Here is a 16,994-nt window from a genome sequence, read left to right on the forward strand (position 1 = left end):
GCTACCTATCTTCCTTCCGGTGGGCGATTGCCGGCTCGTTTCGGCATCCTTCTGCTTGGCATCTTTCTCTTCTCTGCCCCAGGGCTGTTCGCGGCCGACAAGGCCACCATCCAGGTCACCGGCTACTCCATCGACGCCGAGATCAAGCCTGCCGACCACACGCTCAATGCCGTCACCAAGGTGACCTTCACTGCGCTCGAGCCTGTCGAAACGGCAGTCTTCGAACTGCATGGCGCACTCAAGGTCGACAAGGTTACGGACGCCGCAAATACGCCGCTGAGCGGCGAGCGCGGAGCCCAGGCGTCGCTGCGCATCACCCCCGCCACCCCGCTCAGCCAGGGCAAATCGTATACCTGGACCTTTTATTATTCCGGGGCGCTGGAAAGCGATGCAGGCGGACCGGTCGAGGGGCTCAAGCTGGCCTCTATCGGCGATCCGATCACCTATCTGCTCTACGCAAGCCGCTGGTTCCCGATGGTGGGATACCAGACGAACCGCTTCAAGGCTGCGATTCACGTCAAGGTGCCTACTGGATACACGGTAATCGGCAGCGGCGTGCAGGGTTCAGCCAAGCCCGCAGGAGATGGCGAAAACGAATACGACTTCAATTGGGAGAAGCCCGGCTTCCCCGGCACCATCATCGCCGGCAAGTTCGAGCCAGCTGTCTCGCCCGCTCCCAATATCCACGTCTACACCACCGCCGCGCACAAGGCGGGCGCTGAGGATTATGGCCAGCAGGCGCTGCGTGTCCTGGCCTACTTCACCTCGACTTTCGGCCTGCCTGAATCGAGCCGGCTCAATGTCGTCGAACTGCCGGACGACACGGTGCCGGTTTATTGGGCGCCTGAGATCGCAGCTATCGCCGGAGCGCGTATCGGCGGCAAGAACGATTTCCGGCTGCTCGCGAACACCGTGGCGCATCAATGGTGGGGCAGCGAGGTCAGCCCGGCATCGCTGAACGATACATGGATAACCAACGGCATGGCCCGTTACGGCGAACTGATGTATCTCGAAGATGCCTCCGGCAGAAATGCTCTGGACGCGGCGATCCTCGACGTCTCCGCAGCCGCCCTGGCCTACGACACCATCCCGCTGGCCAGCGCTGGTCGGCTGAACGCCTTTTCACCCGAGTTCCAGTCCATGACCTTGGACAAGGGCGGCATGGTCTTCCATATGCTGCGCGGCGAGGTCGGCGAGGACAGCTTCGTCAAGATCCTTCGCGCCGCGCTCTCGCAGTACACCGACAAAGGTATCAGGACCAGCGATTTCGAGAAGGTTGCCGAGGCCCAGTCGCAGCAGCAGCTCACTCCCTTCTTCGCACAGTGGCTCGACGGCACCGGCGCTCCGACCTTTACCAATAAGTACGCGATCTACCGGCTGGGTAATAATCGCGGCTTTCGCACCATCGGCGAGATTCAGCAGGATCTTGATCTCTTCAATATGCCGGTAGAGCTGCGCATCGAGACGGACGGCAAGACCGAGACGAAGAAGATCTCGGTCGTCGGCACCGACTCCCAATATGTCGTCGACACCTTTGGCCGGCCGCGCCATGTGCTTATCGATCCCGACAACTGGGTGCTGAAATCGACGCCCAACATGCAGGTGCGAGTCGCAATCCTGAAAGGCCAGCAACTGGTCGCCCAGGGAGACGTCTCCGGCGGCCTGGCCCAGTTCCAGATTGCGCTCCAGGCCAATCCGCAGAGCTCGCTGGCCAGCTATCGCATCGCCGAGGTCTTCTTCAACCAGCGGAATTACCAGTCCTCCGTGAATGCTTATCGCGATTGCCTGCGCGGCGATGACGATCCTAAGTGGACCGAGGTCTGGAGCCACGTGCAGATCGGCAAAATCTTCGACGTAACCGGCCAGAGAGATCGCGCCATCACCGAATACCGGCAGGCGATCCAGACAAACGACAACACCGCCGGAGCCCTCAACGAAGCGCGCCACTATCTACAGGTGCCTTACCGCCGTCCGGATACGGAATAACAAAAATATCTGCGCGGAAGAAACGGGCATGTGGTCTCAAAGCAGACAACATGCCCGTTTCATTTTGGGATGTGAGACGTGACTCCGGTCATGATCCGATCGGCTTTCCAGCTCGCGTAAAGCCGTGTGCTGATGACAAGCTTGACCCATAAGCAAACCATGAAAACCACCTCTGCCGATATTGCGCTCGAATTCATCGACCGGATCAACTCTCACGACCTCGCCCTGCTGTGCGGCCTGATCACTGAAGATCACGTCTTGATCGATGCTCAGGGAAGACAGTTCCACGGCAAACGTGAGATGGAGCGAAGCTGGCGCGCCTGCTTCGAGTGGTTCCCTGATTATTCGATCCAGGTGGATCAGGCCTTCGCGAATGGGAATCTTGCGGTCATCACGGGCTGCGTCATGGGCACTTATTTGATCCATGGCCGTCTGAGCCGCGAAAATCGCTGGAAGACTCCTTCGGCATGGCAAGCCACGATCCGCAAAGAGGAGATCGCCGAATGGCGCGTCTACGCCGACAACGAGCCCATCTGGAAGATCATGCACGAAAAGCGATATGCCGGAGGAAAACCCGTTCAGCGTGAGCCGGCGCCCTTTCGCCAGGCTCTGGTCAATCACAGGAATGCGCCGTAGGCAGCGATGCGGTTCGCAATTGCTTTTAGCCTGCCGATTTTTCCGACCCTCCCTCGGCGAGCCAGAATGCGAGCCCCGAGAGGAGCGCGGCTCCGACAGCGAACTTTACACCGGCGGGCGCGCCCGAGGGAGACAGAAACGCCTCCAGCATGCCCGCTACAACCAGCAGCGGAATCACACCCGCGAGCAGGCGGATCGCTTCCCTGCCGCCTTGGGCCAGCGAGTCGCGGCGCGAAAGCATACCCGGGAAGAGCAGCGCAGTTGTCAGCCGTAACCCTGCTCCGCCGGCAATGAAGATGCTGGGTAGCTCCAGGGCTCCGTGCGCGGCGACGAAACTAAAGAGATCGAGAGCCATGTGCGCCCGCGAGCAGGCGGTGCTGATCACGCCCATCTGCAGCCCATTCTGGAACATCAGAAAAATGGTGCCCAGGCCGGCGAGAATGCCTCCGGCAAAAGCGGCGAAGCTGACGCTGATGTTGTTAGTCAAGATGGCGCTCGAGGCCTGCGGCTTCATCGAGACGATGGAGTGTGTCCACATCTCGTGGCGCTCGATGGTTTCGAGCATCGCCGGACCCAGCATCAGACGCATGAAGTCCGGCCGGCTCAGAGTCAGCAGGGTTCCCAGAACCGCTCCCGCCAGGAAAATCAGAAAGGAAGCGGCAACGTAGGGAAAAAGCTGCCGGAAGACGGGCGGATACTCTCTGGAGAAGAAGCGATAGACCGAGCCCAGGCCGGCCTTGCGCCCGGAATAGATGCGATTGTGCGCCCGGCTCAGCAGCCCGTTCAGATATTCTTCGAGGGTGCCGGAGGCGCGATCGGAGCGCACGGCTGAGAGATCGGCGGCAGCCTGGCGGTAGAGCAGTCCTAACTCACGCAGCTCAGTGCCCGAAAGCACTCGAATGCCTGAGCTTTCGACCTGGCGGGTGAGCGTATCGAGCCGTCCCCAGGAACCCTTCCGTTGTTCGATCCACCGATTCGAAATCATAGCGTCAATGAGAGTCTGGGATAATCGAAGAGCGTCGGGAACAGATACGAATGACCGAATTCGCCCAGCACCACGCGGCCAGCCCCCTTAGCCAAGACCAGCTTACTATCGACACGCCGGAGCAGGTCGCTCTCCGCTTCCCTGTGGCCGGCGTAGGCAGCCGCTTCCTCGCGATTTTCGCCGATACCGTCGTGCAAATTACGGCTTATGCTGCCCTGATCCTGGTCTTCGTTTTGATCACTGCTTCGGCGCCAAAATCGATCGCCGGGGATTTCACTCGCAGCGGTGAGAAGTGGCTGATTGCCCTCGTGATCCTCATCCACTTCCTGATGTATTGGGGATATTTCGCGCTCTTCGAGGCGTTCAAGAACGGCCAGACTCCCGGGAAGATGCTGTTCAAGCTGCGCGTAATCCAGGACTCCGGCCGCCAGATTACCTTTTTCGAGGCGATGACACGCAACCTGATCCGCGTGATCGATATGATTCCCTCGTTTTACCTGGTGGGTGTCATCAGCATGCTGTGTAATCGCCAGCATAAGCGCCTGGGTGACCTTGCGGCGGGAACGCTGGTGGTCCACGAACGGCAGAGCGTCGAGATGGGCTGGAGCGGTAACAGTGCGCGTACTTTCACGGCAGCGAGCTTCGCGCCGTCTCCGGTGGAAGCGCTTCTACAGAGCCAGCTTGCTCCGGAAATTACTCTTCCCGCCGATGCTGTCGCACGTCTCTCGGTCGAAGACCTGAGCGTGATCGAGCGCTTCTTCTCGCGCGTTCTCGACATGGACCTGGAGACGCGGGCAAATCTGGCGGCGCGACTTACTCACCAAATGGCCGCGAAGATGGGAATAGAGATGCCAGACGACTGGAAACCGGAGCGGATACTCGAGGCCATCGTCCACCAGATGCGCGCCCAAGGCGGACGCTGACGACTGGCGGGAAGAAGAATCTCAGCGATGGTTGATCGGCGAACGTCGCTGAGATTCTTCGCGTTGCTCAGAATGACGAGTTGATGATGCCATGGTGGATCTCGCTCCAACCACGCCGTATCAATTCGCCAGCAGCTTGCCAACTTCGCGCGCGATCTGCGCTTCTTCCTGGCTCGGCACGATGCCAACCTGCACATTGCCAGAAGAAAACACTGCTTCGGATGCCTGATTGCACGCGGAGTCGATCTCGATGCCAAGCAGCTTGAGCCGCGCGCATATATTGGCCCGCACCGGGGCGCTATGCTCGCCGATGCCTCCAGCAAAAACCAGCGCGTCGAGTCCGCCCAGTGAAACCGCGAAGGCAGCCGCAGTGCGCGCGATGGCGCGACAGAATATCTCGATGGCAAGCGCGGCATCATGATCGCCGCCATCCGCGGAACTCTGCAGCTTGCGCATGTCGCTTGCTCCACCCAGAGCCAGCAGGCCCGAGTTGTGATTGAGCAGCGTCTCCAGAGCCTGGTCGTTGAGCTTGTGCGCCCGCATGAGATAGAGCAGCACGCCCGGATCGAGATCGCCGGTGCGCGTTCCCATGGGAATGCCGCCGGTCGGTGTCATCCCCATACTGGTGTCGATGGACTTGCCGTCAAGCAGTGCTGCCAGACTCGAGCCATTGCCTAGATGAGCAATCACCGTGCGGCTTTTCAGCTCGGAGCCGAGTTGGTGAACGATCGACGCGTACGAGAGCCCATGAAATCCATAGCGCCGAACGCCTTCTTCGGCGAACTGGGCCGGCAGCGGATAGCGATAGGCCTCTTCGGGGAGAGTCTGATGAAACGCCGTATCGAAGCAGGCAAACTGCGGTATGTCCGGATAGATCGACTCGGTGCTGCGAATCAGATCGAGCGAAGTGGGGATATGTAGCGGCGCGAAGTGGATCGCCGCTTCCAGCGTTTTCAGCACATCAGGAGTGACGCGCACATGATCGACCAGCTTCGGTCCGCCATGAACGATGCGGTGTCCAACGGCGATGGGGCGATCCACCTTGAGTGCGGCCATCGCATCGGTAACGTGCTGTAAAGCCTCTTTTTGCGAAGCATACTTTCTTTCTTCCTGGTGCAGAGGCTTTCCATCAGCGCCTTGTATCTCGAGCTTGCCGCCGTCTTTTCCAATGCCTTCGGCGCTGCCTTGCAGCAGCGCCCGTTGCTCTCCATTGTCTTCGACGAACAGCCCGAACTTCAGCGTCGAAGAGCCGCTATTCACTGCCAGTATGGGCCTCACGCGTTGTCGCCGCCGGTGTCCAGAGCGGACGCGTCGGAGCCTTTGCCGCTCCAACGCCAGTCCCGGACTTCAGGCAGGTCCTCGCCAAATTGCGAGACGTATAGCTTGTGTTCCTGCCTCTTCGCGGTGAACTTGTGCATCGCCTCTTCCCGCAGCGCAGCGAGCTTTGGAACGCGGAGGTGTACATCCAGAACCAGCCGGAAACGGTCGAGGTCGTTCAGCACGCACATGTCGAACGGAGTGGTGGTAGTCCCCTCTTCCTTGTACCCGCGGACGTGAATGTTGTCGTGGTTCTTGCGGCGATACGTCAACGTGTGAATCAACGCCGGATACCCGTGATAGGCAAAGATGACCGGCTTATCCGTAGTAAACATGCGGTCGAAGTCTTCATCCGGCAGTCCATGCGGATGCTCGGACGGAGGCTGCAGCGCCATCAGGTCGACGACGTTGACCACGCGGATTTTGAGATCGGGATGCTGCTTGCGCAAGATGGAGACAGCGGCCATAGTCTCGAGAGTTGGCACATCGCCGGCGCAAGCCATCACTACATCCGGGTCGCCGCCATCGTCATTCGAAGCCCAGTGCCAGATGCCGGCGCCTACCGTGCAGTGACGGATCGCATCGTCCATCTTCATCCAGACGGGCGCCGGTTGTTTGCCCGCGATGATGAGATTGACGTAGTTGCGGCTTTGCAAGCAGTGGTTGCCGACCGAGAGGAGGGTGTTCGCATCTGGCGGAAGATAGATGCGGACGATATCCGCCTTCTTGCTGGCGACGTGATCGATGAAGCCGGGGTCCTGATGACTGAAGCCGTTGTGATCCTGCCGCCAGACATGCGAGGAGAGCAAATAGTTGAGCGATGCAATCGGCTTGCGCCAGGGCAGGTCGCGCGTCACCTTCAGCCACTTTGCGTGCTGGTTGAACATCGAGTCGATGATGTGGATGAAGGCTTCGTAGCAGGAGAAGAAGCCGTGCCGCCCGGTGAGCAGATAGCCTTCCAGCCAGCCCTGGCACATATGCTCGCTGAGCACCTCCATCACTCGGCCGTCAACGTCGAGGTCCGTGTCCACCTCTTCGAGCTCGGCCATCCAGCGCTTCTCTGAGACTTCATAGATGGCCTGCAGGCGGTTCGACGCCGTTTCGTCCGGACCGAAGACGCGGAAGTTGCGATGCCCCATGTTCGACTTCATCACGTCGCGCAGGAACTCGCCGAGAACCTCGGTTGCCTCGACGTCCACCGCTCCGGGAGATGGGAACTTCACCTCGTAATCGCAGAAGTCCGGCATGCGCAATGGCTGCAGCAGCAATCCGCCATTGGCGTGGGGACTCATTCCCATGCGCAGGTCGCCCTTCGGAGCGATCGAAGCAAACTCTTCTTTGAACTGCCCCTGCGCGTCGAAGAGCTCTTCGGGATGATAGCTCTTCATCCAGTCTTCCAGCTGCTGCAGGTGTTCCGGCTTGTCGCGCACGTCGGCGATGGGAACCTGGTGTGCGCGCCATGTGCCTTCGACCGGCTTGCCGTCGACGAACTTTGGCCCCGTCCAGCCTTTGGGAGTACGCATCACGATCATCGGCCAGATAGGACGAGTCGTATCGTTGTTCTCATGCGCGTTCTTCTGGATGGCGCGAATCTCGTCATAAACAATGTCCAACAACGCGGCCATCTCCTGGTGCATGGTCGCGGGATCGTCGCCGGTGATGAAGAATGGCTTATACCCATAGCCTTTGAACAGATCTTCAAGCTCGACCTGAGGGATACGCGCCAACACAGTTGGATTGGCAATCTTGAATCCGTTCAAGTGAAGGATGGGCAGCACTGCTCCATCGGTGATGGGGTTGAGAAATTTGTTGGAATGCCAGCTGGTCGCGCATGGTCCAGTCTCAGCTTCGCCATCGCCGACGATGCAGGCAACGATCAGATCGGGATTGTCGAAGGCCGCGCCGTAGGCGTGAAGCAGCGAGTAGCCCAGCTCTCCGCCTTCGTGAATTGAGCCCGGTGTTTCCGGGGCAACGTGGCTGGGAATTCCGTAAGGCCAGGAAAACTGCCGGAAGAGCCGCTTGATGCCGTCGCGATCGCGTTCGATGTTGGGATAGATCTCGGTGTAAGACCCTTCGAGATAGGTGTTCGCTACGATTCCCGGCCCGCCGTGTCCCGGACCGATCACGTACATCATCTTGGTTTGGCGCTCGCAGATGATGCGGTTCAGGTGGACATACAGGAAGTTCAGGCCGGGTGTGGTCCCGAAGTGTCCCAGCAGCCGCGGTTTCACGTCTTCCAAAGTCAGGGGCCGGTCCAGCAGAGCATTGTCCTTGAGATAAATCTGTCCGACGGAAAGATAGTTGGCGGCGCGCCAGTAGGCATCCATTTTGTGCAGAAGTTCTGGAGAGAGAGGTAGGGCCTGCGGCCCCGCAGCGGGGTGACCGATTGATGCCATCTGCTTAGCTCCTGGAAGAGAGTGTCCCTGCAGCTTAGATGCTACGCCTGCATTTGCGGGAGTAATGTGAGCAGCGTCACAAGCCTCCGCCTCCGTAAAAATGCGGTGAATTTTTTATTTGGCAGCGACGCGTAGCGAAATCAGGGCGCCCGGAACGACTTGACCGCGATGGAACTCGGCCGCTTCCCTGCCGGCAGCATGGTGAAGAGGGTTCCGATCCGTATTGCTCCATTCGATGCGTAGCTCTGCGTTCGTACCACAGAGACATCTCCCGATGTGGCGTCGGCCGCAAGCAGCAGGAAGCCGTTGGACGAGAAAGCCAGCGCATCCGGCCCGCTTCCCACGCGCACCGAGGGCTTGACGAGCCGCCCGTCATCGATGGAGTAGACGCTGATCGAGTCGGCGTTGAAGTCGCTGATCCAGAGCAGAGAATTATCCGCGCTCACGACGGCGGAGGATGGATGCGCGCCAACCAGGTACGCGCCGCCCACTTCATTCGTGACGGTGGAGATCTCGGAGATGGAGTCGCTGTCAAAGTTTGAAACGAAGATCTCGCCGCCGTCCGGCTTCATCGCCAGCTGTACCGGCGTCTTGCCTACATCGAGGAAAGCGAGCAGGTGGTCAGTGTGGTCGGACTCGTTGGTGCTCTCTGGACGCACCAGACTAATTGCCATTACCTGATGTCCGCCGGAGCAGGCGATGAAGGCCTTCGAAGAGTCCGGCAGAATGACTGCATCAGTCGCCTGCGGACAGCCAGGAAAGACGGCGCGAACTCGCATCTTGAGCGGATCGACGATCGAAACGCTGCCGCCGGCGCGATTCGTAACTACCAAGGTGGAGAGGTCCGGAGAGATTCTGGCCAACCCCGGGGCCTCGCCGACACCAATCACGCCAATCTCCCGCCGGTTCTCGAGGTCGATCACCGACACGTTGTTCGATCCGGAGTTGGCGACATAGCCGCGCCGTCCCTCACGATCGACATCGATGGAGAATGGCCGGCGATGTACGGGGATTGTAGCCACGACGCGACTCTTTTCGGCATCGATGACGCTGACTGATCCGTTCCCGCCCGTACCGCCAGCGTTGACGACATACACCTCGTTCCGCACCGGACTGACCGTCACGCCGCTCGGTTCCTGTCCGACGGCCAGCACGCGATCCTGACGAAGATTCACGAGATCCAGGACAGAGACAGTATTGCTGCCGCTGTTGGTGACATAGGCATATTCGCGATAGTCCGCTGGATATTGAGGAAAATGATTGCGGCGGCAGCCGCTCAGGATGAGCGGCAACATCAGCGGCACGATGAAAAGGCGGCTCGAGAAAGGCCGCCTTTTCCGATGCTTCCCGTTTCTTGTCTCTGCCAAGATCGTCCTTGTGCCCGGCCTACGCCTTAACGCCCGCGGTAAGCTCGATCCCGTGCGGGATATTGCGGCGCAGTACCGTCGCGATCTGGCTGCATTCGTCCATCAGCTGCACAAACTGCTCGGGGTAGATCGATTGCGCCCCATCGGAGAGGGCCTTGTCCGGGGCGTGATGCACTTCGACGATGAGACCGTCGGCTCCGACGGCAACTGCCGCGCGTGCGAGCGGAATCACCTTGTTGCGCTTGCCGGTGCCGTGGCTGGGATCGACGATGATGGGCAGATGGCTCAGGCGCTGCACGGCCGGGACGATGCTGAGGTCAAGAGTATTCCGCGTGTGGTCGGCAAAGGTGCGGATGCCGCGCTCGCAGAGAATCACCTGGTAGTTCCCCTCGCTCATCACGTACTCGGCAGCCATCAGGAACTCTTCCAGCGTTGCCGCCAGACCGCGCTTGAGCAGGACCGGCTTACGCTTGCGTCCCGCGGCCTTGAGCAGCGAGTAGTTTTGCATGTTGCGCGCGCCGATCTGGATCACGTCGGCGTAATGATCGACCAGCTCGAGGGCTTCAGTGTCGATGGCTTCGGTCACGATGCGCAGGCCGTAACGCTCGCGAATCTCGACCATGATCTTGAGAGCTTCTTCACCTAATCCCTGAAAAGCGTAAGGCGAGGTGCGCGGCTTGTAAGCGCCTCCGCGGAAGAACTGCGCGCCGGCTGCGGCAACCTGCTCCGCTGCAGCGAAGGCTTGCTCGCGCGTTTCGATGGAGCACGGCCCGGCAATGACCGCGAGGTCGCGTCCGCCGATGGTGGCGTTGGTGCCGGGGAAGGTGATGACCGTGTCTTCTTCCTTCAAATCACGGCTGACCAGCTTGTAGGGCTTCGAAACGGCGATGACTTCAGCAACGCCCGAGAGCTCTTCCAGATTGCCCTGATCGATCTGCCCCTGATTGCCGGTGATGCCCACGGCGGTGCGCTGCGCGCCGGGCATAGGATGCGCGCGAAATCCCAGCTGCGTGATGTGATCGCAAACCGCCTGCACTTCCTCCGGCGTCGCCTGCGCCTTCATGACAACTAACATGCTGTGCCTTGCCTTTCGCTCTTCCTGAAACCGTAACTTTCAGTTTAGCTGCTGGTTGCTGATGGAAGCAATGGTTCCTCCCGCTTGACAATTGACGGATTCGGTCGGCCGTCGCTTGCCAATATAAACAATATTGTTTATACATAACGAGTGAAGAGCAGCGAGTTCAAGCGTTGGCTGGCCGATCAAGGCGCTATCTTCAAGCCAGGCAAAGGATCGCATCTGAAAATTTTTCTGAACGGGAAACATTCGGTATTGCCCATGCATAACAAGGAACTCGGAACCGGCTGGTCGAGGCTATCAAGAAGCAGCTGGGACTGAAGTAGGAGCAAAAATGCGCTACCCGATCAACATTAAAGCGGATGGAAAGTTCTTTCTCGTCACCTTTCCGGATATTCCGGAGGCAATCACCCAGGGGAAAACGCAGGAAGAGGCCGTGAAAGTTGCAGCGGCCGCTTTGGAGACCGCTTTGGATTTCTACTTCGAAGGTTCCCGCGCCATTCCTCTCCCTTCCCGGGTCAAGAAAGGCCAGGAGTTTGTGGAGCTGCCGACAAGTGTCGCAGCCAAAGTGCTTCTATTAAATGAAATGATCCGGCAGAAGGTACGTCCTGCCGAGCTTGCACGGAGACTCCGCACTACTCCGCAAGAGGTGAACCGGCTCACCAACATTCGACATACGTCGAGGATTGATGGAATCGCGAATGCGATGAGGGCGTTGGGTAAGACTTTGGAAGTGCGGGCTATTTGAGTACTTGCGAGCTTCTAGTGTTCTGGCGAAAACAGTTCTCGCACTTGAAATGTGAAGTCTTTGTCTGATATCTCGCCGTGAGCAAACTTGAACGAAATGTCGACAAGATCGCGTACTGTCAAAAGACCATTTGCACGGCGTTCCAGGTCAGCGCGAAGTTTCTGATCATGACCCGGCTTGAATAGACCGCCAGACGTTTGTTGCCCACAACCGCAATTGCAATCCATATCTCTTAGCCTCTTTCGATCTACGCCACGTCCATCCGCTTGAGCTTGATCCGGTCTGCTGGAACCTGTGCAAGATCGTAGTGAGCCTGCTGAACCAGCCATGTTTCTGCGCTCCCGCCGAAGACCTTTGAGAGACGCACCGCCATCTCCGGCGAAATCCCGCGCTTGCCATTCACAAGCTCGGAGAGCGTCGTACGGGTGACACCGAGCGCCGCAGCCGCGTCGGTGATAGTCAACCCTAAAGGCTCGATACATTGGCGTAATACAAAGCTACCCGGATGCGGCGGATTCTTCATCGGCATGACATAACCCCTTCAGTGATAGTCCAAGTAATCTACGTCGAATGCGTCGCCATCGACGAACCGGAAGATGACACGCCAATTGGCGCGAACCGTTACCGCCCACAGACCTTGAACTTGCCTTTAAGCTCATGGAGTCCGATAACCAGGTAAATCCATATCTGCGACTGAGCCGGCGGCATCGAGGCGGGCAAGAATGTCGCGAAGTTTCTCCGCATGTTCTCGAATGATCTCGCGGGTGCTGTCTTCCTCGTAAAGCCGCTTCAGTCCCTTGTGGCGGATCGACCGGATCATTTCCAACCGTAATGCGTTACGTTACGCCGGTCAAGATAAAATCAGAGCACCTTATCCCCAACCGCCAACAGCGTCTGAAAGTGCGGAGCCTCGGCTTCCCTGTGAACCACCGAAGTCTGCACGCTCTGGAAACCGGCTTTTTCCAGCGCAGCGTCGAGTTCGGCTTCGCTGAAGCCTAGCCACTCGTCGGCGTACATCTCCCGGGCCTCTTCGAAGCGATGCTTGGCCAGGTCGAGAATGGCAATCCGTCCGCCGGGCTTGAGAATTCGCCATGCCTCCTGCACCGCTCTCTCCGGATGGAGCGCGTGATGCAGCGACTGCGAGAAGAAGACGAGATCGACGGTTTCGTCCGCGATAGGCAACTCTTCCATGTCGCCTAGCCGGTATTCGAGGTTCTTCACGCCCTGGCGCTCGGCCTGTTCGCGACCGACTTCGATCATGCGCGCCGAATTGTCGACGGCAATCACCTTGACCGCCCTCTGCGCCAGCAGCAGAGAAAATGCCCCTTCGCCGGCTCCAAGATCGGCGATGACCATGGGTGGCATCAGCCGCAGAAGGGCCTCGGCCACCGCTTTCCAGGATTTGCCCGGGACGTAATTCCGGCCGAAGCGCCCGGCTACCTCATCGAAAAAGCTGCGCATCTTGTCCTGGCGCTTCTTCACCACGCCTCGCACCGCGGCTTGATCGATCTTCGCCTCGGAAATCTCCTCGCGCGCCTGATCGAGCAGCCCGGTCAACAGATTCGAGCCATTCTGGGCCGTCAGCCGGTAGAGACTGTATTTGCCGGTGCGCCGGTCCTCGACCAGGCCGGCCTGCTTGAGCTGCGCAAGATGCGTGGAGATGGTGCTCTGGCCCATGACCAGGATTTCCTGCAGCTCGGCCACCGAAAGCTCCTCGCGTTCCAGCAGCAGCAGGATACGCAGCCGATTGGAGTCGGCCGCAACCCGCAGGATTTTCACAATTGACGCCATGGCTCTGTGGGTTAATATATCAACATATCTCGATTCGTCGATATGAATCTGGACATGAGGTGATTAGAAATGGCAACCGCAACCCTTGAAACCACCGCCGACTACAAAGTCGCCGACCTTTCCCTGGCCGACTGGGGCCGCAAAGAAATCTCCATCGCCGAGCACGAGATGCCCGGTCTCATGTCGATCCGCCGCAAGTATGCCGCGCAAAAGCCGCTCGCCGGCGTGCGCGTGACCGGATCGCTGCACATGACCATTCAGACCGCGGTGCTGATCGAGACGCTGGTCGACCTCGGCGCCGATGTGCGCTGGGCCAGCTGCAACATCTTCTCGACTCAGGATCACGCCGCAGCCGCCATTGCCGCAGCCGGCGTTCCTGTCTTCGCCTGGAAGGGCGAATCACTCGAAGAGTATTGGGACTGCACCTATCAGGCTCTTTCGCACAAGGGCGGCACGGGACCGCAGCTGGTGGTCGATGACGGCGGCGACGTCACGCTGCTCATCCACAAGGGCTACGAGCTCGAAGATGGCGACGGCTGGGTCAACACGCCTTCCGGCAATCATGAAGAGCAGGTCATCAAGGATCTGCTGAAGAAGGTTCACGCCAAGGACCCGCAGCACTGGCACAAGGTTGCCAAGGAGTGGCGCGGCGTTTCGGAAGAAACTACGACCGGCGTTCACCGCCTCTACAAGATGAAGGAGCAGGGCAAGCTGCTCATTCCCGCTATCAACGTCAACGACTCGGTCACCAAGTCGAAGTTCGATAACCTCTACGGCTGCCGCGAGTCACTCGCTGACGGAATCAAGCGCGCAACCGACGTGATGGTAGCCGGCAAAGTGGCCGTCATCTGCGGCTACGGCGATGTGGGCAAGGGTTCGGCGCATTCGCTGCGCGGTATGGGCGCACGCGTCATCGTTACCGAGATCGACCCCATCAACGCGCTGCAGGCAGCGATGGAAGGCTTCGAAGTCACCACCATCGAGGACACGCTGGGACGCGGCGACATTTATGTAACCTGCACCGGCAACCTGGACATTATCACCTTCGAGCATATGAAGAAGATGAAGGACCAGGCCATCGTCTGCAACATCGGCCACTTCGACAACGAGATCCAGATGGACAAGCTTAATCAGGCGAAGGATGTGAAGAAGCTCAACATCAAGCCCCAGGTGGATCAGTACAACTTCCCCGCATCAAGTGGAAACGCCGGGCACGCGATCTTCGTTCTCGCCGAAGGCCGCCTGGTGAACCTGGGCTGCGCCACCGGCCATCCCAGCTTCGTAATGAGCAACAGCTTCGCCAACCAGACTCTGGCGCAGATCGACTTGTGGGCCAACAAGGACACCTACAAGATCGATGTCTACACCTTGCCCAAGAAGCTGGACGAAGAAGTCGCGCGCCTGCATCTTGAAAAGATCGGCGTAAAGCTCACCACTCTGACCAAGGATCAGGCTGACTATCTCGGCGTAGCGCTGGAAGGCCCCTACAAGCCCGATCACTATCGCTACTAAACTGTTTGAAAACTAAAAGGCGCGGAGGTCATCCCTCCGCGCCTTTTCTTTTTGTAGTAGCCCTGATGCCCGCCCGTAACAACTTGCTTCTTCCTAATTCCTGATCGGCACCTGACTTTGGGAGTAAGGTTCGGCCACTCCGTACGAGGTGGCAATCTGGTGGATCTCGGAACGCGCCTTCTCCCAGCTCAGCGTTGTCTTACTGTCCAGTTCGAGGGAGTAGACAAGGCGGTCGAGCTCCCCGGCTGAGCGAACTACAGGCCATACATAGGGATCTGCTGCCTTTGAGCCCTTGAAGTGCTTGTACAGTTCGTCCGTCTGCTTTTCGAATTGCTCGGCAAGCGCCCGAGCGTCCTTATCCTGGCCCGTATTCCGGATCGAGCTTTTGTGGATCGAGGCGCTGAATGCAGAGCGGAAGTCTTTGGAGTCGTCGCGCAGATTTTTCATCATACGCTCGAGGTCTTTGTCGTTGAGGCGTTGCGCATGGACCGCTGCCCCTGAAGACAGCAGGATGAGGGCGACGACGCCACACAGCGAGTTGCGAAATAAGCGGCAAGCTAGCATGCAAACTTTCTCCAACCCGAAAAAAACGAAAATGTTGCCCGTTGAATGAGATTGTTCCAAATACTTTTTCGATGCCCGCTCCGGACTGGAAGATGATCCGAGGGAAGGAACAATCCCGGTCGAAGAATAGGGATAGAGCCGGAATCAGGTCAAGTGAAAGCTTTCCAGACACGCTACTCTGGGAACATGACACGATACCCTGAGAAGATCAGGAGGAATTCATGTTGAAGACTGCACCTCGTCTCTCCCGCGTTGCCCGTACGGATGCCCCGGCGCCTGTATCCGAAATTTATGACCGCTATATGCGCACTCGCGGCAACGTTCCCAATATGTTCCGCACCATGGCGCACCGGCCGGAGATCCTGGCGACGATGATTGCGCACTTCGAGGCCGTCCTCAATACAGGAACACTACCGGTCAAGCTCAAGGAGCTGGTCATTGTCCGCACCTCGCAGATCAATCGCTGCGAATACTGCCTCGCCTCTCACAGCCAGATTGCTCTCAAACTAGGCTGGTCGAAGGAGCAGATCGAGGATCTGGAAAACTATGAATCCCGATCCGACTTTACTCCCGCCGAGAAGACCGCTCTGAGCCTGGCCGAGCAGATGACGCTGGACTCCAACCATATTTCCGATGAGTTCATGGAGCGCCTGCGCAGCTTTTACGATGAGGGCGAAGTAGTGGAGTTGATGGCATCCATCGGCATCTTCAACTACTTCAACCGCTTCAACAACGCCTTGCAGATGGAGCCGACCAAGCCGGGTCAAGGAGCTTAATAGAGCAGCACCGCGACACGATAGCTGGTGAAGCTGCCTTCGCCCGGCCCCGGAGAGCATGATCCCACCGCGGCTTTGGTATAGTTCCCTGACCTCAGCTGCTGCGCCACCTGTGACGGCAGCTGCTTCAGGTCCGATGTCTGAAAGCGCACGATGGCGCGGGCTGCACCGCCTTGCGGCATGCCGCTGCCGGACGCGCAGGCTTGCTCCGCCTGATCGCGCGGGCCGGAGGGGTCGATGTTCTGGTCGTGAAGGAGAGCACCAACTTTGTCTTCGATCTGGTCTTTGCTCAGGCTTTGAGCTCCATTCGCGAAATCTTCCGTTGCGAAGAGATATCCGCCTCGCTCCACCACTCCGATCCCAATCGCGTTCATCTGGGGGTCGAGGATGTTGGTCCGGTGCGGGACCGAATTCATCCACTGCTTCTCGATACCTGCCGGGCTCGGGCCCATGGCCGTATTTTCTGCGATGGCCTGGAAATGCGCTCCTGCCTGCGCCGCGCGCGCGGAAGGATCGGGTTCGCCGGGATACTGGTGGGACAAGGTCCTCTCGTTGGCCATGCGCTCGGTGTGCGTCTCCGCGGCTGCAGCCAGGGATGCCTCCCATTTCAACGGCTGCAGTCCATGCGCGGCGCGATCCTGGTTGGTGAGGTTCAAAATCTGCTGCGCCTTATCGTCGGTCTGCGCCGGGGACTGCATGTTCATCGTCGCAAGAGCAACGGCTACTGCGGCAATCCCGAGTTTTTCGCGTACGAGCATTGTTCTGTCCTTTCTGCTTCCCGATCTTAGATTCTGAAATCGCCAGGTAAAATGCCTCCATCGATTCTTTTTTCGGATTTGCTGAACCTGTAGACGGTAAGAACCAAATTCGGGGCATTTCGATTGCGAGGCTCATCTGAGGCTGAAATCGATTGCGATC

General features: G+C 58.8%; 16 protein-coding genes and 1 pseudogene. 6 read left to right on the forward strand and 11 right to left on the reverse strand.

Annotated elements, in window-relative coordinates:
• Nucleotides 1–27 precede the first annotated feature (27 nt).
• Nucleotides 28–1,986 (forward strand): M1 family aminopeptidase, encoded by a 1,959-nt coding sequence (locus tag XX99_RS11610; RefSeq protein WP_050060093.1) that lies wholly within the window; start codon nucleotides 28–30, stop codon nucleotides 1,984–1,986.
• 159 nt (nucleotides 1,987–2,145) lie between these two features.
• Entirely contained in the window at nucleotides 2,146–2,622 is a 477-nt protein-coding gene (locus tag XX99_RS11615; protein ID WP_050059565.1) for a nuclear transport factor 2 family protein, read from the forward strand.
• Nucleotides 2,623–2,647: 25 nt separating this feature from the next.
• Here the strand turns inward: XX99_RS11615 and XX99_RS11620 are convergent, their stop codons facing one another.
• A complete protein-coding gene (locus XX99_RS11620) occupies nucleotides 2,648–3,607 on the reverse strand; it encodes a stage II sporulation protein M (protein WP_050059566.1) in 960 nt (319 codons plus the stop codon).
• Between the two features lie 50 nt (nucleotides 3,608–3,657).
• Between XX99_RS11620 and XX99_RS11625 the strand changes: the two genes are divergently transcribed.
• Entirely contained in the window at nucleotides 3,658–4,530 is an 873-nt protein-coding gene (locus XX99_RS11625; protein ID WP_050059567.1) for an RDD family protein, read from the forward strand.
• Nucleotides 4,531–4,650: 120 nt separating this feature from the next.
• Here XX99_RS11625 and XX99_RS11630 read toward each other — a convergent pair whose 3' ends face one another.
• The 5 genes from XX99_RS11630 to XX99_RS28070 form a co-directional block, all read right to left on the reverse strand.
• Nucleotides 4,651–5,808: an acetate/propionate family kinase gene (locus tag XX99_RS11630; RefSeq protein WP_050059568.1), complete on the reverse strand. Its 1,158-nt coding sequence runs from the start codon at nucleotides 5,806–5,808 to the stop codon at nucleotides 4,651–4,653.
• Nucleotides 5,805–8,243 (reverse strand): phosphoketolase family protein, encoded by a 2,439-nt coding sequence (locus XX99_RS11635; RefSeq protein ID WP_050059569.1) that lies wholly within the window; start codon nucleotides 8,241–8,243, stop codon nucleotides 5,805–5,807. Before XX99_RS11635 ends, XX99_RS11630 begins: the two co-directional genes overlap by 4 nt.
• A 140-nt stretch (nucleotides 8,244–8,383) precedes the next feature.
• Nucleotides 8,384–9,610 (reverse strand): beta-propeller fold lactonase family protein, encoded by a 1,227-nt coding sequence (locus tag XX99_RS11640; protein WP_231581287.1) that lies wholly within the window; start codon nucleotides 9,608–9,610, stop codon nucleotides 8,384–8,386.
• 19 nt (nucleotides 9,611–9,629) lie between these two features.
• On the reverse strand, nucleotides 9,630–10,685 hold the full coding sequence (gene aroF, locus XX99_RS11645; protein WP_050059570.1) for a 3-deoxy-7-phosphoheptulonate synthase: 1,056 nt from the start codon (nucleotides 10,683–10,685) through the stop codon (nucleotides 9,630–9,632).
• Between the two features lie 39 nt (nucleotides 10,686–10,724).
• Nucleotides 10,725–10,934, reverse strand: a complete 210-nt coding sequence (locus XX99_RS28070; protein ID WP_050059571.1) for a hypothetical protein — start codon at nucleotides 10,932–10,934, stop codon at nucleotides 10,725–10,727.
• 85 nt (nucleotides 10,935–11,019) lie between these two features.
• Between XX99_RS28070 and XX99_RS11655 the strand changes: the two genes are divergently transcribed.
• Nucleotides 11,020–11,433 (forward strand): type II toxin-antitoxin system HicB family antitoxin, encoded by a 414-nt coding sequence (locus XX99_RS11655; RefSeq protein WP_050059572.1) that lies wholly within the window; start codon nucleotides 11,020–11,022, stop codon nucleotides 11,431–11,433.
• Between the two features lie 247 nt (nucleotides 11,434–11,680).
• Here XX99_RS11655 and XX99_RS11660 read toward each other — a convergent pair whose 3' ends face one another.
• The 3 genes and pseudogenes from XX99_RS11660 to XX99_RS11670 form a co-directional block, all read right to left on the reverse strand.
• Nucleotides 11,681–11,962, reverse strand: a complete 282-nt coding sequence (locus tag XX99_RS11660; protein WP_050059573.1) for a HigA family addiction module antitoxin — start codon at nucleotides 11,960–11,962, stop codon at nucleotides 11,681–11,683.
• 12 nt (nucleotides 11,963–11,974) lie between these two features.
• Nucleotides 11,975–12,253, reverse strand: a pseudogene (locus tag XX99_RS28075) (type II toxin-antitoxin system RelE/ParE family toxin).
• A 41-nt stretch (nucleotides 12,254–12,294) separates the two neighbouring features.
• Nucleotides 12,295–13,224: an ArsR/SmtB family transcription factor gene (locus tag XX99_RS11670; RefSeq protein ID WP_050059574.1), complete on the reverse strand. Its 930-nt coding sequence runs from the start codon at nucleotides 13,222–13,224 to the stop codon at nucleotides 12,295–12,297.
• A 69-nt stretch (nucleotides 13,225–13,293) separates the two neighbouring features.
• On the opposite strand from XX99_RS11670, the gene ahcY reads away from it, so the two are divergent.
• On the forward strand, nucleotides 13,294–14,736 hold the full coding sequence (gene ahcY, locus XX99_RS11675) for an adenosylhomocysteinase (protein ID WP_050059575.1): 1,443 nt from the start codon (nucleotides 13,294–13,296) through the stop codon (nucleotides 14,734–14,736).
• 93 nt (nucleotides 14,737–14,829) lie between these two features.
• Here ahcY and XX99_RS11680 read toward each other — a convergent pair whose 3' ends face one another.
• Complete coding sequence (locus XX99_RS11680; RefSeq protein WP_050059576.1) at nucleotides 14,830–15,300, reverse strand: hypothetical protein; 471 nt, start codon at nucleotides 15,298–15,300, stop codon at nucleotides 14,830–14,832.
• A gap of 221 nt (nucleotides 15,301–15,521) precedes the next feature.
• Here XX99_RS11680 and XX99_RS11685 point away from each other — a divergent pair, with 221 nt between their 5' ends.
• Nucleotides 15,522–16,076: a carboxymuconolactone decarboxylase family protein gene (locus XX99_RS11685; RefSeq protein WP_050059577.1), complete on the forward strand. Its 555-nt coding sequence runs from the start codon at nucleotides 15,522–15,524 to the stop codon at nucleotides 16,074–16,076.
• Here the strand turns inward: XX99_RS11685 and XX99_RS11690 are convergent.
• Entirely contained in the window at nucleotides 16,073–16,834 is a 762-nt protein-coding gene (locus tag XX99_RS11690; protein WP_050059578.1) for a CAP domain-containing protein, read from the reverse strand. The genes XX99_RS11685 and XX99_RS11690 overlap by 4 nt on opposite strands.
• Nucleotides 16,835–16,994: the final 160 nt, after the last annotated feature.

The sequence above is a fragment of the Silvibacterium bohemicum genome (assembly GCF_001006305.1).
Classification (GTDB): Bacteria; Acidobacteriota; Terriglobia; order Terriglobales; family Acidobacteriaceae; genus Silvibacterium; species Silvibacterium bohemicum.